This window comes from Pseudomonas sp. 910_23 (assembly GCF_052850795.1).
This window is the reverse complement of sequence record NZ_VXCZ01000003.1, coordinates 242,604-261,882: the sequence shown is the minus strand read 5'-3', so window position 1 is coordinate 261,882 and position 19,279 is coordinate 242,604. Positions and strand designations below refer to the sequence as shown.

Annotated in this window: 17 protein-coding genes; 5 read left to right on the top strand and 12 right to left on the bottom strand. The window is 61.1% G+C overall.

All coding sequences use genetic code 11. From position 1 onward, the window contains the following. Nucleotides 1-44 precede the first annotated feature (44 nt). From FW800_RS05300 to FW800_RS05275, 6 genes are all read right to left on the bottom strand, one after another. A complete protein-coding gene (locus FW800_RS05300) occupies nt 45-2,549 on the bottom strand; it encodes a LuxR C-terminal-related transcriptional regulator (RefSeq protein ID WP_446437148.1) in 2,505 nt (834 codons plus the stop codon). Nucleotides 2,550-2,969: 420 nt separating this feature from the next. Then, entirely contained in the window at nt 2,970-4,217 is a 1,248-nt protein-coding gene (locus tag FW800_RS05295; RefSeq protein WP_446437147.1) for an NAD(P)/FAD-dependent oxidoreductase, read from the bottom strand. A 2-nt stretch (nt 4,218-4,219) separates the two neighbouring features. Continuing rightward, entirely contained in the window at nt 4,220-5,791 is a 1,572-nt protein-coding gene (locus FW800_RS05290; RefSeq protein WP_446437146.1) for an aldehyde dehydrogenase (NADP(+)), read from the bottom strand. 60 nt (nt 5,792-5,851) lie between these two features. After that, nucleotides 5,852-6,799, bottom strand: a complete 948-nt coding sequence (locus FW800_RS05285; RefSeq protein WP_032875598.1) for a dihydrodipicolinate synthase family protein — start codon at nt 6,797-6,799, stop codon at nt 5,852-5,854. A 35-nt stretch (nt 6,800-6,834) separates the two neighbouring features. Next, the gene (locus tag FW800_RS05280; protein WP_446437145.1) at nt 6,835-7,761 is read right to left on the bottom strand and encodes a 4-hydroxyproline epimerase; all 927 of its coding nucleotides are present in this window, start codon (nt 7,759-7,761) and stop codon (nt 6,835-6,837) included. 11 nt (nt 7,762-7,772) lie between these two features. Continuing rightward, entirely contained in the window at nt 7,773-9,398 is a 1,626-nt protein-coding gene (locus FW800_RS05275) for an APC family permease (RefSeq protein WP_032875592.1), read from the bottom strand. Between the two features lie 186 nt (nt 9,399-9,584). Between FW800_RS05275 and FW800_RS05270 the strand changes: the two genes are divergently transcribed. Together FW800_RS05270 and treS are read left to right on the top strand one after the other, a co-directional pair. Then, complete coding sequence (locus tag FW800_RS05270) at nt 9,585-10,409, top strand: helix-turn-helix domain-containing protein (protein ID WP_446437144.1); 825 nt, start codon at nt 9,585-9,587, stop codon at nt 10,407-10,409. Between the two features lie 149 nt (nt 10,410-10,558). After that, a complete protein-coding gene (gene treS / locus FW800_RS05265; protein ID WP_248128672.1) occupies nt 10,559-12,622 on the top strand; it encodes a maltose alpha-D-glucosyltransferase in 2,064 nt (687 codons plus the stop codon). 65 nt (nt 12,623-12,687) lie between these two features. On the opposite strand, the gene FW800_RS05260 is transcribed toward treS, so the two are convergent. Further along, the gene (locus FW800_RS05260; protein WP_446437143.1) at nt 12,688-13,116 is read right to left on the bottom strand and encodes a glycine zipper domain-containing protein; all 429 of its coding nucleotides are present in this window, start codon (nt 13,114-13,116) and stop codon (nt 12,688-12,690) included. Between the two features lie 228 nt (nt 13,117-13,344). Here FW800_RS05260 and FW800_RS05255 point away from each other — a divergent pair, with 228 nt between their 5' ends. Further along, complete coding sequence (locus tag FW800_RS05255; protein ID WP_446437142.1) at nt 13,345-13,803, top strand: Hsp20 family protein; 459 nt, start codon at nt 13,345-13,347, stop codon at nt 13,801-13,803. A 49-nt stretch (nt 13,804-13,852) separates the two neighbouring features. Here FW800_RS05255 and FW800_RS05250 read toward each other — a convergent pair whose 3' ends face one another. Then, nucleotides 13,853-14,749 (bottom strand): LysR family transcriptional regulator, encoded by an 897-nt coding sequence (locus tag FW800_RS05250; RefSeq protein WP_446437141.1) that lies wholly within the window; start codon nt 14,747-14,749, stop codon nt 13,853-13,855. A gap of 285 nt (nt 14,750-15,034) precedes the next feature. Between FW800_RS05250 and moaB the strand changes: the two genes are divergently transcribed. After that, a complete protein-coding gene (moaB, locus tag FW800_RS05245) occupies nt 15,035-15,574 on the top strand; it encodes a molybdenum cofactor biosynthesis protein B (RefSeq protein WP_005788101.1) in 540 nt (179 codons plus the stop codon). Then, entirely contained in the window at nt 15,571-16,776 is a 1,206-nt protein-coding gene (locus tag FW800_RS05240; RefSeq protein ID WP_446437140.1) for a molybdopterin molybdotransferase MoeA, read from the top strand. The genes moaB and FW800_RS05240 overlap by 4 nt, the downstream gene beginning before the upstream one ends. Before the next feature lie 52 nt (nt 16,777-16,828). Here FW800_RS05240 and moaE read toward each other — a convergent pair whose 3' ends face one another. The 4 genes from moaE to moaA are packed head-to-tail and all read right to left on the bottom strand — an operon-like array spanning nt 16,829 to nt 19,075. After that, nucleotides 16,829-17,284: a molybdopterin synthase catalytic subunit MoaE gene (moaE, locus tag FW800_RS05235; RefSeq protein WP_446437139.1), complete on the bottom strand. Its 456-nt coding sequence runs from the start codon at nt 17,282-17,284 to the stop codon at nt 16,829-16,831. 3 nt (nt 17,285-17,287) lie between these two features. Further along, nucleotides 17,288-17,539 carry a molybdopterin converting factor subunit 1 gene (gene moaD / locus FW800_RS05230; RefSeq protein ID WP_122732895.1) on the bottom strand — a complete coding sequence of 84 codons (252 nt, stop codon included), beginning with the start codon at nt 17,537-17,539 and terminating at the stop codon, nt 17,288-17,290. Next, nucleotides 17,536-18,030 carry a cyclic pyranopterin monophosphate synthase MoaC gene (gene moaC, locus FW800_RS05225; protein WP_005788109.1) on the bottom strand — a complete coding sequence of 165 codons (495 nt, stop codon included), beginning with the start codon at nt 18,028-18,030 and terminating at the stop codon, nt 17,536-17,538. The genes moaD and moaC overlap by 4 nt, the downstream gene beginning before the upstream one ends. Before the next feature lie 46 nt (nt 18,031-18,076). After that, entirely contained in the window at nt 18,077-19,075 is a 999-nt protein-coding gene (moaA, locus tag FW800_RS05220) for a GTP 3',8-cyclase MoaA (protein WP_446437138.1), read from the bottom strand. Nucleotides 19,076-19,279 lie beyond the last annotated feature (204 nt).

Below are 19,279 nucleotides of genomic sequence, written 5' to 3'. Positions count from 1 at the left end.
GAGAATTGCGGTGCATTGACTACCCGCTTGGGTAGGTTGGTAGGTCAATGAGGGGCGTCGAGTAGACCAATACGCATCGCTGCGGCCATAGCCGCGGTGCGATTGTCGACACAGAGCTTGGAAAACACGTGTTTGAGATGGAATTTCACCGTGTTTTCAGAAATATCCATCGCCAGGGCAATGGCTTTGTTCGATTGGCCTTCGGCGAGCAAGGTGAGGATCTGTGTCTCCTTGGCACTGAAGGACAGGCGCGAGCGCACAGGGTGTGCTCGCCATCCGCGCAGGCGAGTGATGATTGCATGTTGGTTGTGGGCGGTGTTCGGGCAGGCTTCCAACGCCCCCAGTATGCAAGGCCCAGCTTCCAGTAGCAGGCCGGGCAATGCCTGAGCCGGGATCGACGTCAAAATTGCGTGTTGCTCTGCTGGATGGCCTTTACCGTGGATCGCCAGGGCCAGCAACTGCAGGCGCCAGGCGGGCAGTTGCAAGCCGCGTTCCTGGAGAGTCCTGGCGCCCCTTTGCAGACGATTAAGTGCCTCACCGGACGCCCCTGTTGCGAACTGTAATCGGGCCAGTGCCAACGTCGCTGCCTCATGGTTGCGCCAGTCATCCGCGTTGTTCGCGGCACTTTCCAATTGAGTGGCGAGTGCCTCCTGACGCGCGTGCGCCAAGGCCCCAGCTTGCACCAACAGGTCGACTCGCCAGGCGTTGACCAGCCGTGTCAACCGATGCCAGTTGCGCGCTGTGGCGAGTTGGACCACCTGCGCAAGCTCCAGTAACGCCGGCTGTTGGCCAAGATTGCGCAGTGAAGTGCGCCATGACGCTTCGGCAGTGGTCGCGGCGATATCGAGCCAACCGTCGGTGTGTTTGAGCGAAGCCCAACCGTCGCGAAACCAAGGTGTCGCTTCGCCCCAAGCACCTTGCCAATACAGATGCTGCGCCTTGAGGCAGCCCACAAGGGCCCGCACGGAACTTTCGCTGCCGAACTGGATATTGGCCACGGCCAGGGCTGCGTCTACTATCTGTGCTGATGAGCGGATATCGCCTGCCAACGCCTGGATTTGCGCTTCATGAACCTGGCAGTAAATCTCACCCAAGGGACTGGCCGCCACCCGCATCTTGATCTGCGCCGAACGAATCACTTGCAAGGCCAAGGGCAGTTGGCCTTGCACCTGTGCCTGTAAGGCATGAACGGCTGCCAGCGTACCTGCTGCGAGCAGGTTGTCGGCTGAGTCGCTTTCGCAAAATGGCAGTTCGTAGCGATCGATATAGGCATCGGCCAGCGTCTGAATCACATGAAAGTCTCGCGTCAGCCTTTTATCCTTCTGGGCCCGGGCCCGGGTCAGGTCAAGCATCTGGTTAGCGAGGGCGTGCTCGCCAAGCTTTGCGTGCAAGTACGCCTGGAGCAGCAAAAGGTCTGGTTCGGTACTGAGTGTTTTTTTGTCGAATTGCTGCAGCAGGCTTTCTGCGTAACGAATGCCGTTATGCAGCACTACCTCCCACCCCCCCGCCTGCACAAGCAGGTCAACGGCGAGCCGAGTGTCACGGGCGCGCAATGCATAGCGGATGGCCTGCACCCAGTCTCTTTCTTCCGCCAGCCAGTGCGCTGCCGCGTTATAGAGGTTACGGGCTGCGTCGGCATCAATGCTCTGGTTGAGAAAGTCCTGAAGTATTCGGTGGTGACGAAACCATTGGCGGTCAGCATCCAAAGGGACGAGCAGGGCGTCCAGATGAGTCAACTGCGTCAGGAGCTGCGCACTGTCGTTACGACCACGTACTGCGTCGGCCAGCTCGGCGTTGAAGCGCTCCAGCAATGCCATATCACGCAAAAAAGCCTGACATTCAGGTGACAGGCGTTGCACCACCTGTTCGGTAAGGTACTCGGCCATGTCGGTGGCACGCCCGGAAAAGGCATTCAGGCTGTACGGTGATGCATCGCCACTGCCGCGCCACAACCTGGCCAGTTGCACGGCTACCGCCCAGCCTTCGGTTCTCTCGTGCAAGTCATGCAGTTCGACGGTCGGAATATCGAGGCCCAGAATGGCAGCGGTTTCGGCGGGTGTGAGCGTTAACGCTTGGGCGCAGACTTCGTGCACCCAACCATTGGCCTTCCATTGCGCGAGGGGCCAGTTGGGCCGCATACGTGCGGACACAATCCATTCAAGCCACGGTGATGCCTGTTCCAGCAGGGCCTGAACGATTGGGTCGAGTTGAGGGTTCGCTGTCGTGTGGTAGTCATCAAGGAACAGGGTGACTTTTCGGTTTGCACGGGCCAGTGCGTGGAGCAGGGCAGTGATTGTGCGCTGCGGTTGGACATCCAGTGATTGAGCCTGCGCCAGGCGCACAAGGTGCCCGAGATCCAGGCCGGCGTGGTCCAGCGTCAGGATCAGATAGGACAGGAAACGGTTGGGGTCGCCATCTGCTTCATCTAATGACAGCCAAGCGAGGGTCGCAGGTATCGTGGCTGACAGCAGGTCTTGTCGCCACTGCATCAATAGTGTGGTCTTGCCAAAACCTGCGGGTGCGATCACCAGCACCAAAGGGCCTCGCATTCTTTCGCGAAAAGACTTCAATAAAGCCTGACGAGGCAAGGAAGTCTGCAGTGTCAAAGGTGGCGTTAGCTTGCCAACCCAACCCCAAGCGTTGAATGAAGTGGAAGAGGTGCTTTTTTTCACAACCGAGGTCTCGTACAAAAGGGCCAGCGTCGTTTTTAGCAGCTACTTTTTCGTTGGGGCCGGCTGAATCGTCACGTAATGTTTATTCAGAGCCAAAGTCTGCGATACACGCCATCTGCGCGACGTGGGCCAGGTACTACGTTATCTGTCTAACCGCTTGTTTTATGGTGATAAGTGTGGGGCGAAGGACCCGCGCGATCGGCTTCCCACGCGCTTTGCAGGATTTATCTGATTTTGGGGGCTCAAGGCGAGGCGCCAAATCTGGAGCGAGTAGGCTCGCTCCACAGGCCGGTTTTCTCAGAACCGATCGAGTCGATAGGGCTTTAACTCAGACACTGACTCTCCCGCCGCCAGCAGCCCAACCCTTTCGGCGGTCACCGCCGCCTGTGTCAGCCCCAAATGCTGGTGCCCGAACGCAAGCAGTACTTTGCCGTCGCACACCCGGTCGATAATCGGCAGCGAGTCGGGCAGGGACGGGCGAAACCCCATCCAGGGGGTGGCTTGGCTGTCGCTGAGGTCGTGACGAAACAGCCCTTTGCTCAGACGGTGCAGTTGACAGGCCCGTTGCATATTGGCCGGGCGGTCGAGTCCGGCGAATTCGACTGTGCCGGCCAGGCGCAAACCGCCGGACAGGGGGGTCATGATGAATTTGCGCTCCAGCGAAGTGACGGCAAAGGGCAGGCGCTGATGCTCGTGGGGCAGCATCAGGTGATAACCGCGCTCGGTGTCCAGCGGCACCTGTTTGCCGGTCAGTGCGGCGGTGAGTTTGGCCGAGTGCGCACCGCAGGCGATCAGTACTTGGCGTGCCGTCAGTACGCCTTGGTCGGTCATCAGTGAAACGCCGTTGCCCTCCAGGCGTCCATCCAACACGCGCTGCTTCAGAAATTGCACGCCCTCGGCCTTGGCCGCGTTCACCAGTTCGCCCACCACGGTGTACGGGTCGAGAAAGTGCCCGGTAGTGGGGAAGAACAATCCGCCTTGTATCGCGTCGCTCAGTTGTGGCGCGGCCTTGCGCACCGCATCGCCGCTCCAGAAGTTCACCGCTACGCCTTGCTGAGTCATGCGCTGCTGCAACGCATCGATGGCAGCGCGGGATTCGGCGCGCTCAAACACCAGCAGTGAACCGTCTTCACGCAACAAATGCGCTTGCCCAATGGAGTGCAGCAAGCGCTGCCACGCGCCCAGGCTGCCTTCGTTCAATGCACGCAGGCCGGCCACGGTGCGCTGGTAGCTTGCCGGTCGCAGATTCAACAATAGGCGAATAAACCAGGGCAGGGCGCGGGGCAGGTAGGTCCAGTCCAGGCGCAGTGGGCCCATGGGGTCCAGCAGCATGGCCGGCAAGCGCTTGAGGATCGACAGGTCAGCAATGGGAAATACCTGCTCTGTCGCCAGGTGACCGGCATTGCCGTAGGAGGCGCCCATGCCCGGCGCCTGCGCGTCGACCACCAGCACTTGGCGGCCCTGGCGCGCCAGCTGCAAGGCACAGGCGACGCCGATGATGCCGGCGCCGACCACCACAATGTCTGCTTGATTGGGCTGAGCCATGGCTACGCCTCTCTCTGGCCGTCAAGCAGGCGCCGCAGCCCTAGCGGGTTGTCGTGCCCGAGCGCAGCGGGCAGCAGCGCATCCGGGAAATCCTGATAGCACACCGGCCGCAGGAACCTTTGGATCGCCGCCGTGCCCACCGAGGTGCTGCGCGCATCCGAGGTCGCCGGGAACGGCCCGCCGTGCACCATCGCATCGCAGACTTCCACGCCGGTCGGCCAGCCGTTGACCAGCAGGCGCCCGGCCTTGCGCTCCAGCACGGGCAGCAGGGCCCGGGCTTGTGGCAGATCCAGGTCATCCATATGCAAGGTCGCGGTGAGTTGACCTTCCAGGTGTTCGGATACCCGTCGCACTTGCTCGGAATCGCCGCATTCCACCACCAGCGAGGCGGCGCCGAAGACCTCGGCCTGCAGGTGTTCGTTGCTCAGGAATGCCTGGGCCTGGGTTACGAACAGATGGGTCTGGCCTTGGTTCGGCCCAGCTCCCGCCAGGCCCTTGGCGGCGACTTGGGCGTGCCGGGCCAATGCACTCACGCCGGTTTTGTAGGCGCTGAAAATGCCTGGGGTGAGCATGGTCTGCGCCGGGCACCGTGGAAGCAGATCACTGGCGACCTTGATAAATCGGTCCAGGGCGCTGCCTTTCACGGCGATTACCAAGCCAGGGTTGGTGCAGAACTGGCCGGCACCTTGGGTCAGTGAAGCGACAAAGCCTTCGGCCAATGCCTCGGCCCGTGCTTCAAGCGCGGCAGGAAACAGGTACACAGGGTTGATCGAACTCATTTCCGCATACACCGGGATCGGCTCCGGGCGTGCCTGGGCAGCCTGGCACAGCGCGACACCACCACTGCGCGAACCAGTAAAGCCTACGGCCTTGATGCGCGGGTCGGTCACCAGTGCGATACCCACCTCGTTACCCGCGCCATAGAGCAGTGAAAATACCCCTTCGGGCAAACCACACTGTTTGACCGCCTGGGCAACGGCGCGGCCCACCAGTTCGCTGGTGCCGGGGTGGGCGCTGTGGGCCTTGACCACCACCGGGCAACCGGCTGCCAGTGCCGACGCGGTATCGCCGCCCGCCACGGAGAAGGCCAGGGGAAAGTTGCTTGCCCCAAACACTGCGACCGGGCCCAGGGCGATATGTCGCTGGCGCAGGTCGGCGCGGGGCAGCGGTTGGCGCTGGGGTTGCGCGGTATCGACCCGTACGTCGAGCCATTCACCCAGTCGTACAGTGCGGGCAAAGGCGCGCAGTTGCCCGCAGGTACGACCGCGTTCACCTTGAATGCGTGCGCGGGGCAGGCCGGTTTCGGCGCTGGCGCGTTCGATCAATTCATCGCCCAGGGCTTCGATGTTATCGGCAATGGTTTCAAGAAACCCGGCGCGGTCTGCCAAGGTGGTTTCGCGGTAAGTATCGAACGCGGCCCATGCCAGTGCGCAGGCCTGCTCGACCTGCTCGCTATCGCCGCCGGCATAGGCGGGTTCCAGTGGCGTGTCGGTGGCGGGGTTGATAGCGCGGATCGCATCGCGATGGCCGCAAAGGGATTGCTGACCAATCAGCATCTTGCCTGTCAGAGTCATGGGGCATCCTGAAAAACAGAGGGGTGTTGTAGGAGCGAGCAAGCTCGCTCCTACAGAAAATCAAGCGACGTTCTGTTCCGCCGACCAGTTGGCATACCACTGGCGGAACAGCGCGTACTGCTGCTCGGCATAGCGGCGCTGGGCAGCGCTGAGCACATCGGTTTCGTTGAAGTGCAGGGCGTACTCCTGGTCACCGTTGAGCACCATCAGGTGCTTGTAATACAGCACCAGGTCGCAGCCTTCGTCGAACGACGACAGCACCGCCAGCGCGGCTTCCAGCTCGCGCGCCTGGCGACGGGCCTTGGCATCGCCCTTGGCGGCTTTTTTGCTCAGGGCCACCAGTTGCAGGACTTCCCGTGGCAGCGCGTTGCCGATGCCGGTGATCGCGCCGGTGGCGTTGCAGTTGACGAAACCGTGCACCACCTGGGTGTCGACACCGACCATCAGGGTCACGTCATCGTCCTGGGAGGTGATGTTTTCTGCGGCGTAGCGCAGGTCGGCAGCGCCGCCGAACTCCTTGAAGCCGATCAGGTTCGGGTGCTCGCGGCGCAGTTCGAAGAACAGATCGGCGCGGGTGGCGAAGCCGTAGTAGGGACTGTTGTAGATCACCGCCGGCAGGTTGGGCGCAGCGTTGAGGATCGCCGCGAAGTGGGCCTTTTGCGCGGTGACCGAAGCCCCACGGGACAGCACGCGGGGAATCACCATCAAGCCATGGGCGCCGACCTTGGCGGCATGGGCCGCGTGGGCCACCGCCTCACGGCTGTTCACCGCGCCGGTGCCGACGATGGTCGGCACGCCGGCCGCGACCAGACGCGCCACGCCTTCCTGACGCTGAGCCTCGGTGAGCAGCGGCCAATCGCCCATGGATCCGCAATACACCACCGCACTCATGCCGATATCAATCAGCTCGCGGCCTTTGGCGACCAGTGCGTCAAAGTCCGGTTGGCGCTCGGCGGTGCAGGGGGTCATCAGGGCGGGCATGCAGCCGGTGAAGATGTTGTCGCTCATGGTGCTAACTCCATTCAGGTTAATAAATAAAAGGCTCAGATGCCCCAGGCAAACGGGTCCTGCTCGTCGATCAGCAAGGTGCTGTCGGCAGTCATGTACGCGCGGCCGGTGATGAAGGGACGCACGCGTTCGCCGTCCCATTCATAGCGGCCCTGGAAGTGGCTGCCGGTGATGCTGGCTTGTACCCAGGTCTGCCCCGCCGCGAGTTTTCCATCGACGGCCAGGCACGCGAGCTTGGCGCTGGTGCCGGTGCCGCAGGGGGAGCGGTCATAGGCTTTGCCGGGGCACATCACGAAGTTGCGGCTGTCGGCGTGGGCGTCGTCGGCGAACAGTTCGACATGGTCGATCAACGCGCCGTCTGCGCCGTGAATACCTTGGGCCTCAAGGGCCTTGAGCATCGCCCAGGTGTAGTCGGTCAAGACGTCAACGTTGCTCATCTGCAGGGCTTGGCCGTGGTCCGACACCAGGAAAAACCAGTTGCCGCCCCAGGCGATGTCGCCCAGCACCACGCCATACCCGGGCACCTGCACCGGTACCTGCTGGCGGTAGCGGTAGGCGGGCACGTTGCGCAGGGTTACGCCACCGTCTTCGTGCAGCGTGGCTGCCACCGGGCCTACCGGGGTGTCGATGGTGTGGACACCTGGCGCGATAAGGCCGAGGTAATGCAGGGAGGCGACCAGGCCGATAGTGCCGTGGCCGCACATGCCGAGGTAGCCGGCATTGTTGAAGAAAATCACTCCACAGGTGGCGCCCGGCGTGACCGGCGCGCAGTACAGTGCACCGACCAGCACATCGTTGCCCCGTGGCTCCAGCAGGCAGGCGCGACGCCATTGATCGTGATGAGTGCGCAGATCTTCAAGCTGCTCGGCGACGGTGGTGCCCGCCAGGGCCGGGAAGCCGTTCATGATCAGGCGCGTGGGTTCGCCACCGGTGTGGGAATCGATTACATGCAGTCGCTTCATGGAAGGTTCCATCAGTGAGTGGCCGCCGAGAGGGGAGTGTCGTAGTGGCTGTCAGGGACCGCTTCGCTTTCATCGTCTTCGGTCTCCAGGCGCACCAGATGGGCCGGCACACCGGTGGCGGCGCCCCAGTAGTAGATGCCCAGGGCGCAGGCCGCTACGACCAGCGTGTCAAACGGGTGGCTGATCACGCCGATACCGCCAAAGCTGCCGAGCTTGGAGAGCAAAATGGTCACGGCGTAGAAGCCGATCAACCAGGCCGAGGAGCGTACTTGCTGCTTGAGATTGAGGTGCGCGGTCGGTACCCAGCGTGCACAGAGCAGGTACACCACAAACATCAGGATTTGCAGGCCCAACAGCCATGACACCGTATTCCAGCCTGACCAGTACACGATCAGCGCGGCGATGATGAATGACAGCGGACCCAGTACCGCCATGCCCTTGACCCGGAACGGCCGCGCCATGTCCGGTGCATTGCGGCGCAGAGCGGCGACGGTCACCGGGGCCACGGCGTAGCTCAGGATCAACGCGGCGGATACCACGTTGATCAGCGCTTCCCAGGAAGGGAACGGCAGGGTCCAGAACACCGACAGGCCAAAGGTCAGCCACAGCGCCGGACGCGGGATGCCGGACTTTTCATCGATGCGCGTGAAGATCTTGAAAAAGGTGCCGGTCTGCGCCCAGCCATACACCACGCGCGGGGTGGCGTTCATGTAGATATTGCCGCAGCCGCTGGGGGAGATCACCGCATCGGCCACCACCAGATAAGCCAGCCAACCTACACCCAGCGCCAGAGCGATATCGCGATACGGCAGGGCCAGCTCCTTGCTGATGCCGGCCCAGCCATTGGCGAGCATTTCGGTGGGCACACCGCCGAGGAACGCGGTTTGCAGCAGCACATAGATGGCAGTCGACAACAGCACCGAGAGAATCAGCGCGATGGGAATGGTGCGCTGCGGGTTCTTGACTTCGCTGGCCACCGAAATGATCGGCGTCAGCCCCAGGTAAGCGAAGATTACGCCGCCAGCCGACACCGCCATCTCAATGCCCGAGAGGCCGAACGGTGCAAAACCATGCATCTGGAAGTTCGCCGGTTTGAAGAAGGTGAACAGCACACCGATCACCAGCAACGGCACGATGAACTTGAACACGCTCACCAGGTTATTGGCGATGGCAAAGGTCTTGACGCTGCGGTAGTTGAGGATAAAGAACAGGCATAGCAGCGCGAACTGCACCAGCCAGCCCAGGGTGGTCGGGTCGCTGGAACCGGCCTTGGTCAACTCCGGAAACCACGCTGCAGCGTATTGGCGCGAGGCAACCACTTCAATCGCCACCAGGCTGGAAAACGCGATCAGCGTGATAAAGCCCATCAGGTAGCCCAGCAACGGGCCATGGGAGTACACCGGGTAACGCACTACGCCACCGGCGCGGGGCAGGGCGGCGCCGAGTTCGCAATAGACAATGCCCAGCAACAGCACGGCGAACCCACCCAGCAACCAGGAAAAAATCCCTGCCGGGCCGGCGATGGCCGACACATGACTGGCGGCGAATAACCAACCCGAACCGAAGATGGCTCCCAGCCCGATAAAGGTGAGGTCCATCAGTGACAACTGTTTCTTGAACTTGCCTTGGCCTGACATAGCGGCGCCTTCTTGTGAGTTATTGGATAGGCATGCAGTGGCGCTATCGTGAACCCGCCAGCCCGGCGGCGATTGATGTTTTACGTGGGGATGAATGACGAATTCAGCACAATTTCTCGCACTCGACAGCGCCCGGCACATGGCGCAATCTGCTGGCCGTCGATCAATAAAAGGGCGGTGAAAGTCATGTTGCACAGCGCGTTTGCGAGCCTTCTCCACGGCAGCCGCCCCGACAGCATCGAGCAGCTATTGAACGGGGTAGAGCAGTTATTACCGATGTTCGACGTGCTACCCAACGCCGCGATTTTTATCAAGGACATCGACGCCCGCTACGTGCTCGCCAACCGCACCCTGGTGCAGCGCTGCGGCCTGAGGCAGTTGCAACCGCTGCTGGGCAAGACCAGCGCCGAGGTGTTCCCTGCGCAACTGGGGCCGGGCTATACCGAGCAGGATCGGCGTGTGCTCGAACAGGGGCGGGTGTTGGAAGACCAGCTTGAATTACACCTCTACGGCACCCGCGAACCCGGCTGGTGCCTCACGCACAAATGGCCGCTGTACAACCGGCTCGGTGCAATCATTGGCTTGGCCGGGATTTCGGTAGACCTGCAATCGGCCAGCGAAACCCACCCGGCTTATCAACGCCTGGCGGCGGTGGATGAACACATCCGCGCCCATTTCAACCGTCGCGTCACCTTGGGTGAGTTGACCCGTATCGCCGGGATTTCCGTGGCGCAACTGGAGCGCTACTGCAAGCGCGTCTTCCACCTCACGCCGCGGCAAATGATCCAGAAGGTACGCCTGGAACATGCCCGGCGGTTGTTGCATACCGAGCTGCCGATTACCGAGGTGGCGCTGCAATGCGGGTACACCGACCACAGCGCGTTTACCCGCCAGTTCAAGGCATCGACCGGGTTCACCCCCAGGCAGTATCGGCAGACAACGCCAAGAGACAAGACAGACGAAAATCCAGTGTGGGAGGGGCGGTGCGACGATTCGACTTGCTCCCGATAGCTGTGGGTCAGATAAACATATGCTGACTGACACACCGCTATCCACATTTTAGATTGCTGCCGGCCCTGGCTCTATTTCAATGCAACGAATGGCGCGCACGCCCCTCATATGCTTACGAGTAACCTTTAACGACCACAGGTACCGAGCTTATGACCGCGGCGAACAACGATCATGTGAACTGGCTGGTGCAACAATCGATGCTGCACGCGGCGCGGCAGCGGGCCAAGCTCTACTCCGGGCAAGGGCGCTTGTGGCAGCAGCCCTACGCGCATACCCGGCCGCGTGATGCGTCAGCCTTGTCGTCAGTGTGGTTCACCGCCTACCCGGCGTCGATTGTCACCCGCGAAGGCGGCACGGTGCTCGAAGCGCTGGGGGATGAAACCCTGTGGCATGCCTTGTCGAAAATCGGCATTCAAGGCATTCACAACGGCCCATTGAAAAAGTCCGGTGGCTTGGCTGGCACCGAACACACCCCGACCATCGACGGCAATTTCGACCGCATCAGCTTCGACATCGACCCTCAACTGGGCACCGAGGCGCAGTTACAGGCGTTGACGCGCATGGCCGCCGCGCACAATGCGGTGATCATCGACGATGTAATCCCATCCCACACCGGCAAGGGCGCAGACTTTCGCCTCGCGGAGATGGCCTACGAGGACTATCCCGGTCTGTACCACATGGTGGAAATCCGTGAGGAAGATTGGCCGTTGCTGCCGGACGTGCTCGAGGGCCGTGATGCGCAGAACCTCAGCCCGATGCAGGTGGATGCGCTGCGCGACAAGCACTACATCGTTGGCCAGTTGCAGCGGGTGATCTTCTTCGAACCCGGTGTAAAGGAAACCGACTGGAGCGCCACGCCAGAGGTGGTCGGCGTGGATGGCAAACCACGGCGATGGGTGTACCTGCATTACTTCAAGGAAGGCCAACCGTCGCTCAATTGGCTGGACCCCTCGTTCGCCGCGCAGCAGATGATCATCGGTGATGCGTTGCACGCCATTGATGTGATGGGCGCGAAGATCCTGCGCCTGGACGCCAACGGTTTTCTCGGCGTGGAGCGCAAGCTGGACGGCACGGCCTGGTCGGAAAGCCATCCGCTGTCGATCACCGGCAACCAGTTGCTCGGCGGCGCAATTCGCAAGGCCGGTGGTTTCAGCTTCCAGGAACTCAACCTGACTGTGGATGACATTGCCTCCATGTCCCACGGCGGTGCAGACCTGTCATACGACTTCATCACCCGGCCGGCCTACCAGCACGCGTTGCTGATGGGCGACACCGAATTCCTGCGCCTGATGCTGCGCCAGATGCACACGCTGGGCATCGACCCGGGTTCGTTGATCCACGCGCTGCAGAACCACGACGAACTGACTCTGGAGTTGGTGCACTTCTGGACGCTGCACGCCCATGACACCTTCCTGTTCCAGGGCCAGACTTTTCCCGGCAACATCCTGCGCGAGCATATCCGCGAGCAGATGTACGAACGCCTGACCGGTGAACATGCGCCGTACAACCTCAAGTTCGTCACCAACGGCGTGTCCTGCACCACGGTCAGCATCATCACTGCTGCCTTGGGCATTCGTGACCTTGAGGCGATTACCGCTGCGGATATCCAGCAGATTCGCCAGATCCATTTGCTGCTGGTGATGTATAACGCCATGCAGCCTGGGGTGTTCGCGTTATCCGGCTGGGACCTGGTGGGCGCGCTGCCGTTGGCGGCCGAAGACGTGGCGCACCTGATGGCCGATGGTGATACCCGCTGGATACATCGCGGCGCTTACGATCTGGTCGACCTGAACCCCGAGGCCGAGCTGTCGGCCGGGCAGATGCCGCGCTCCAAAAGCCTGTACGGCAGCCTGAACCACCAGTTGCAGGATCCGGATTCATTCGCTTCGCAACTGCAGAAAATCCTCAGCGTACGCCGCGCCTACGACATCGCCGCGAGCCGTCAGATCCTGATACCGGATGTCGAGCATCCGGGGTTGCTGGTCATGGTTCACGAACTGCCGGCGGGTAAGGGGACGCAGATCACTGCGCTGAACTTTGGTGCCACGCCGATCACCGAATCCCTGCACCTGCCTAACATCGCGCCGGGGCCGGTGGTGGATATCATCAATGAGCGTGTAGAAGGGGACCTGACAGAGGAGGGCACGTTCACGATTACGCTGGATGCCTATGAAGGGCTGGCATTGCGGGTAGTGAGCAGCACGCCGATGTAAATGGATATTGGCCCGACGTAGGAGCGAGCTTGCTCGCTCCTACACCTGGCATTATGGCAGGCCGATCAATGATGCTTATTCTTGTGCTTATGCTTGTTGCCTTTGTGCTTGGTGCCGCCTGAGCGATGATTGCTTTCGTCGTCGGCCAGGTTATTGCCCAGCGCGCCTCCGGCTGCACCACCGACGCCTGCGCCGATGGTCGAACCGGTGGTGCCGCCCAGGCGATTGCCAATCACCGACCCGCCTGCCGAGCCCAAACCGCCGCCAATCGCCGCTTCGGTTTTATTGCCCTTTTGCGCGCCGACCGCGCCACCCGCTGCGCCACCCACACCTGCGCCGATGGCCGCACCGGTGGACCCGCCGAGCTGTTGGCCGACCACATTGCCCAACGCGCCGCCGACACCGCCGCCCAGCGCGGCAGTGCCATCTCCGGCGGCCAGGGCCCCTTGGGAAATCAGGATGCCCAATGCCAGGGCAGGGAATGTCATTTTCATTTTTTTGTACCTCAAGGGCTGTCTCAGGCGCTCACGGGTTAAAGCACGCCTGGCATTCAGATTAGAGCACATGCGGTATCACTGCGGTTTTTGCGATAGTCATTGGCGCAAGAAAAAATTTCTTGCAGCCCTCTTGAATTCCGTTTCCTCGTCCATAAATTTTTGATCACGCGATGCCGAATGCGGGTCGCGTACTAAATCACTTGGAGAAACTCAGGAGATTTTAAAATGGCTACTACCCTTTCGTTGGCCCCACTGTTCCGTCAATCGGTGGGCTTTGATCGCTTCAATGACCTGTTCGAGTCGGCGCTGCGTAGCGAGGCTCCGAATTCCTATCCACCTCACAACGTGGAAAAGCACGGTGATGACGCCTATCGGATTGTCATCGCGGTTGCCGGCCTGACCGAGGAGGATCTGGATATCCAGGTCGAAAGGGGCGTCTTGACGGTTTCCGGCGGTAAACGCGAAACCGACGATAAGGTCGCTTACCTGCACCAAGGCATTGCTCAACGTGCCTTCCGGTTGTCGTTCCGCCTGGCGGACCACATCGAAGTGCGCGGCGCAGCCCTGACCAATGGTTTGCTGAGCATCGGCCTGCAGCGCGAGGTGCCTGAAGAGGCCAAGCCCAAACGCATCACGATTGGTGGCGAAACCAAGCCTGAACTGCGTCAGGTAAGTGTGCAGTAAAGCAAACGGCGGTAAAAAGGCGCTCTATGGAGCGCCTTTTTTGTGCGCGTCAGACCCCGGTCTTGGCCGCGAACAACTTCCTGGCTTCGGCAAAACACTTCTCGGCAATGGCCGAGCGTGGTTCGGTCTTGCGCATCACCATGCCCAGGGGCGCGAGGACGCTGGCGTCCGGCAGGTTGATGAACGCCAGGTTCTCGATCGGGCTTTCCAGGCCGCTGTCCAACGGCATGATCGCGCAGCAGAAGCCTTCGTGGATCGCCTGGAACAGTTGATAGGTGGAATCGCTTTCGAGGATCGGCTGCGGATCCAGGCCACGGCTGCGGAAACTCAGGTCGATGGATTTGCGGTAGTGCATGCCGTTGCTGATCATCCCCAGTGGCAGTTCGGCGGCGTCTTCCCAGCTCATTTGGGTGCCTTCGAAATGGAAGTGGCGGGTGTCGTAGAGCAGCCCGACACGGGTCTCGCCCATTTCAAAAAAATCCAGATAGTTGGGATTGACGTGGTCCAGGTAGCACACACCCAGGTCCAGCTGGTTGGTGCCCAGCGCTTCGATGATCCTGTCCGAACTCATGGATGTGAGGCTGAACTTCAGTTCCGGGAAGGTGTGGGACAAGTCCTGAATGAAACTGATCGGGTTGAAGCCGCTCAGGGGCACCAGGCCCAGGCGCAGGTTACCGACCAGTTGGCCACGGCATGCGGCGGCTTCGGCAAACAGGCCGTCATGGGCGGCGAGCAGCGTCCTCGCCCAGGCCAGCACACGCTCGCCGGTTTCGGTGAAGCCTTCAAAGCGCTGGCCGCGGGTGACCAGCTCCAGGCCAAGCTCATCTTCCAGGTTGCGCAGGCGCATCGACAGGGTCGGCTGGGTGATATGGCAGCGTGCAGCAGCCTGGCCGAAGTGCCGGGTCTGCTCCAGCGCGATCAGGAATTTGAGTTGCTTTATGTCCATTAATGCACCTGCCTGGGAATAAGTGAAAAGCCGTTCATGGCGCAAGGTGCTGGAACCCCGCGCAACCCGGCGAATGAATGAGCAGACGATCTCATTGTAACGGCAGGCACGTCCAATCACCTGTATTGACAGAGTGATTGATGCACTCGATAGCAGTCCAGGGCCGGCAGTAAAAGCCGTGATAGAAACGCTCGATAACCCGGTCAGTCGTAACGATTAGACAGCCATCGTTTCAGCGCTTTAGCCTCAGGCCATTGTTTTGATAATTGCCTGCCGGAGAATCACATGAGCGTCACGTCGGATGCATTGTTTGTACCCCTGAATATTGCCGTGTTGACGGTCAGCGATACCCGCGAATATGCCAATGACACCTCCGGGCAATTGCTGGTCAGTCGCCTGTTGGAAGCTGGGCACAGCCTGTTGGAGCGCAACCTGCTCAAGGATGACCTGTACAAAATTCGCGCCCAGGTGGCGGCCTGGATCGCCGATGAGCGCGTGCAGGTGGTGTTGATTACCGGCGGCACGGGGTTTACCGGCCGCGACAGCACCCCCGAGGCGGTGGGCTGTTTGCTGGATAAGCACATTGATGGTTTTGGTGAGCTGTTCCGTGCGATCTCGATTCTTGATATTGGTACGTCCACGGTGCAGAGCCGCGCCTTGGCCGGGCTGGCCAACGGCACGCTGGTGTGCTGCCTGCCGGGCTCGACGGGTGCTTGTCGTACTGCCTGGGAAGGTATTCTGGCCGAGCAGCTCGATGCGCGCCACCGACCATGTAACTTCGTGCCGCACCTCAAGCCGGTGGCTCTGTGCGGCACGCGAGGATGAGCCGCGCCGCGCTGATGTCGGTGGAGGAGGCCATTGCTGCGTTGTTGGCCCTGGCCGAGGAGCACCGCCTGCACGACAGCGAGCCGGTGCTGCTCAGCGATGCCCGGCAACGGGTGCTGGCCAATGACCTGGTGGCGAGCCTGGACCTGCCGCCCTGGCCCAACAGTGCCATGGACGGCTACGCCCTGAACCTCACAGACTGGCACGGCCAGCCACTGCCGGTGTCGCAGCAGATCTTCGCCGGTCAAGCGCCTGAACCGCTGCAGCCCGGTACCTGTGCGCGCATCTTCACCGGCGCACCGGTGCCGGACGGGGCCAACTGCATCGAAATGCAGGAGAACGCCGAGGTGCTGGACGATGCGCGTGTGCGCTTTACCCAGCCGCTGCGCGAGGGCCAGAATATCCGCACCCAAGGCCAGGAAAACCGCGCCGGTGAGGTATTACTGCAGGCCGGCAAGCGACTCGGCCCTTTCGAGCTGGCCATTGCGGCGGCCCAGGGCTGTACCCATGTGTCGGTGGTACGCCGGCCACGGGTGGCGCTGCTGTCCACCGGCGATGAACTGGCCGAGCCGGGCACACCGCTCAAGCCTGGCTGCATCTACAACAGCAATCGCACTTTGCTCAGCCATTGGCTGGGGGCACTGGGTTGTGAGGTCATCGACGGCGGCATTCTCCCCGACCAGTCGCAACTGACTCGGCTCAAGCTGGAGCAGCTGCAACAGGCGGCCGACCTGATCCTGACCACCGGCGGCGTGTCGGCCGGCGATGCCGATTGCCTCGGCCAGGTACTGCGTGAATGCGGCAAGCCATTGTTCTGGAAACTTGCGATCAAACCGGGCAAACCCCTGACCGTCGGTTCGTTTGGCCGAGTGCCGGTGATTGGCCTGCCCGGCAACCCGGCTTCTGCACTGGTGACCTTCGGCTTGCTGGCCCGGGCTTATCTACTGCGTATCCAGGGGGTCGATGATGTCACGCCGATGAGCTTTGAGGTGTATGTGGGGTTTGACTGGCCCAAGGCCAGCAGTCGCCGCGAGTACCTGCGAGCCAGGATCGAGGCGGGCAGGGCGGTGCTGTATCCGAACCAGAGTTCCGGGGTGATGCTGGGTGCGTCGTGGGCGGATGGGTTGGTTGAAATTTGCGAGGGCAGCACGTTGCGGGCCGGTGATACGGCGCGGTTTATACCGTTCTCTGAGTTGTTCTGATTCGGGCACGCTAATGCCAGTCAGTTAAGGCTTTTGCAGGAGCGATGTACGCTTAACTGAGTACCCAGCGCTCCTGCGCCAGGCGGTCACTTTCCCGTCCTTCTACCCAACGCTCTCCAGCTGGCGTTTGCTCCCGCTTCCAGAACGGCGCCCGAGTCTTGAGGTAGTCCATCAGGAACGCGCAGGCTTCAAAGGCCGCCAGGCGATGTTGGCTGGCGACGCCGACGAAGACGATGGGCTCACCCACCTTCAGCGGGCCCACACGATGAACGATGCTTACCCGCTGTAGCGGCCAGCGTTCATGGGCTTGATCAACGATCAACTGCAATGCGCGCTCGGTCATGCCGGGGTAATGCTCAAGGAACAATGCGCTGACCTGATCGCCCTGGTTGATATCGCGTACATACCCCACGAACGTGGCCACGGCGCCAACGCCGGGGTCTTCGGCGTGTACGCTGCGGGTCAGTTCACCCAGGTCCAACAGTTCGGTCTGCACCTGAACCGGCATGGGTCAACCTCCGGTCACTTGGGGGAAGAACGCAATTTCGTCGAAGTCTTCGATCAGCGCTTGCGGTGTGCAGAGTTCCTGGTTCAGCGCGCACATCAGGCTGGTTTCACCCAGCACCTGCTGCCAGGTCTCACCGCGGGCGCACAGCAATTGCCTGACGTGCTCAATGGTGCGCAGGGACTCATCCAATACGAGCTTTTCACCGCCAACGCCCAGTTGTTCACGGTAGCGCGCAAAGTAGTTGATCAGAATCATTGGGCGTCTCCTGCAATGAAGGTGCCTGACTTGCCGCCGTGTTTTTTCAGCAGCTGGATTCGGTCGATGACCATGCCCCGATCCACGGCCTTGCACATGTCATAGATCGTCAAGGCTGCCACGCTGGCGGCGGTCAGGGCTTCGAGTTCGACGCCGGTCTGGCCGTTGAGCCGGCAGGTGCTGAGGATCTGCACTCTGTCAGGCTCGATGGCGCGCAGTTCGAGGTGGATCGAACTGAGCATCAGCGGGTGGCACAGCGGGATCAGCTCATGGGTTTTCTTCGCGGCCATGATCCCGGCGATACGTGCCACGGCAAACACATCGCCCTTGGGATGGCCGTTGGCCTGGATCAGTTGCAAGGTGGCCGGCAACATGTGCACCCAAGCCTGGGCCTGGGCTTCGCGGGTGGTAGCGGCTTTGTCGGTGACGTCGACCATGCTGGCTCGGCCTGCGGCGTCCAGATGGGTCAGGGTAGGCGAGTGTTCGTGCATGGGGTACCTCGGGTCAACTGAGTACAAAGAAAGAGAGGCCGGCCAGCTAGCCGCCGGTCATGTTCATGAAACGCACCACCTGCACGTCATCGTTGAGCTCGAAGTTGTGTCGATACGGCTTGATCTTCATCGACTCGAGAATGGCCTGCTCCAGCCGTTGCTGTTCACCCGGGTAACGGCGCAGCACCTCCTTGAGGTCGACCGAATGCTCGTTGCCCAGGCACAGCAGCAAGCGGCCTTCAACGGTCAGCCGCACGCGGTTGCAGGTGCCGCAGAAGTTGTGGCTGTGGGGGGAAATAAAGCCCAGGCGGATATGCGGTGCTTCGGCCAGGCGCCAGTAGCGTGAAGGGCCCTGGGTCGATTCGGCCGAGTCGATCAGGGTGTAGCGTTCGGCGATGCGCTCGCGCACTTGCGCGCTGGAATAGAAAGCCTCGGCACGGCTGTGTTCGCTGATCACGCCCAGGGGCATTTCCTCGATAAAGCTGATATCCACGCCGCGTTCGATGGCGAAAGCTACCAGATCGTTGATCTCGTGATCGTTGCGGCCTTTCATCACCACGCAATTGAGTTTGGTGTGTTGAAAACCCGCAGCATTCGCAGCGTCAATACCGGCGATGACTTTGGCTAGGTCGCCGGTGCGCGTCAGTTCGCGAAAGCGCTGGGGATCAAGGCTGTCGAGGCTGATATTCAGGCGCTTGAGGCCGGCGTCGAACAAGGGGGCGGCGAGCTTGCCCAACTGCGAGCCGTTGGTGGTCATGCACAGCTCGCGCAGGCCGGGGAGGGCGGCGATGCGCTGGCACAGGTCAACCACACCTGGGCGAATCAGCGGCTCGCCGCCGGTCAGGCGGATTTTACGAGTGCCCAGGGTGACGAAGCTTTCAGCCAGTTGATACAGCTCCTCCAGTGTGAGGATGCGCTGGCGCGGCAGGAACTGCATGTCTTCGGCCATGCAATACACACAACGGAAATCGCAGCGGTCGGTCACCGACATTCTGAGATAGTCGACCCGGCGAGAAAAACTATCCATCAGGATTTTATCGGTCATGGAAACCTCCGGCTGCGACTCAATAAGAGCGTAGCCATGGCGTTGTTTTTGAGCGCTCGACAGAGATGAGAGCCTTATTTGATTCAAGCCTAAAGTTGTTTTTCAAGGGCGTCTAATCACTATTAACAACTGAGTGATCGATGAAATCTATAGCGATTTTATTTGAGCTTTTTAGGTTCGTATCACTATGAAAAATAAAGATTT

What these genes read in the sequence shown, in the direction of transcription:
- FW800_RS05275 (WP_032875592.1), bottom strand. Translation starts at nt 9,398, where the DNA reads ATGTCAGGCCAAGGCAAGTTCAAGAAACAGTTGTCACTGATGGACCTC.
- FW800_RS05260 (WP_446437143.1), bottom strand. Translation starts at nt 13,116, where the DNA reads ATGAAAATGACATTCCCTGCCCTGGCATTGGGCATCCTGATTTCCCAA.
- moaB (WP_005788101.1), top strand. Translation starts at nt 15,035, where the DNA reads ATGAGCGTCACGTCGGATGCATTGTTTGTACCCCTGAATATTGCCGTG.
- FW800_RS05285 (WP_032875598.1), bottom strand. Translation starts at nt 6,799, where the DNA reads ATGAGCGACAACATCTTCACCGGCTGCATGCCCGCCCTGATGACCCCC.
- FW800_RS05280 (WP_446437145.1), bottom strand. Translation starts at nt 7,761, where the DNA reads ATGAAGCGACTGCATGTAATCGATTCCCACACCGGTGGCGAACCCACG.
- FW800_RS05240 (WP_446437140.1), top strand. Translation starts at nt 15,571, where the DNA reads ATGAGCCGCGCCGCGCTGATGTCGGTGGAGGAGGCCATTGCTGCGTTG.
- moaE (WP_446437139.1), bottom strand. Translation starts at nt 17,284, where the DNA reads ATGCCGGTTCAGGTGCAGACCGAACTGTTGGACCTGGGTGAACTGACC.
- FW800_RS05270 (WP_446437144.1), top strand. Translation starts at nt 9,585, where the DNA reads ATGTTGCACAGCGCGTTTGCGAGCCTTCTCCACGGCAGCCGCCCCGAC.
- moaC (WP_005788109.1), bottom strand. Translation starts at nt 18,030, where the DNA reads ATGCACGAACACTCGCCTACCCTGACCCATCTGGACGCCGCAGGCCGA.
- FW800_RS05300 (WP_446437148.1), bottom strand. Translation starts at nt 2,549, where the DNA reads ATGCGAGGCCCTTTGGTGCTGGTGATCGCACCCGCAGGTTTTGGCAAG.
- FW800_RS05290 (WP_446437146.1), bottom strand. Translation starts at nt 5,791, where the DNA reads ATGACTCTGACAGGCAAGATGCTGATTGGTCAGCAATCCCTTTGCGGC.
- moaA (WP_446437138.1), bottom strand. Translation starts at nt 19,075, where the DNA reads ATGACCGATAAAATCCTGATGGATAGTTTTTCTCGCCGGGTCGACTAT.
- treS (WP_248128672.1), top strand. Translation starts at nt 10,559, where the DNA reads ATGACCGCGGCGAACAACGATCATGTGAACTGGCTGGTGCAACAATCG.
- FW800_RS05250 (WP_446437141.1), bottom strand. Translation starts at nt 14,749, where the DNA reads ATGGACATAAAGCAACTCAAATTCCTGATCGCGCTGGAGCAGACCCGG.
- moaD (WP_122732895.1), bottom strand. Translation starts at nt 17,539, where the DNA reads ATGATTCTGATCAACTACTTTGCGCGCTACCGTGAACAACTGGGCGTT.
- FW800_RS05295 (WP_446437147.1), bottom strand. Translation starts at nt 4,217, where the DNA reads ATGGCTCAGCCCAATCAAGCAGACATTGTGGTGGTCGGCGCCGGCATC.
- FW800_RS05255 (WP_446437142.1), top strand. Translation starts at nt 13,345, where the DNA reads ATGGCTACTACCCTTTCGTTGGCCCCACTGTTCCGTCAATCGGTGGGC.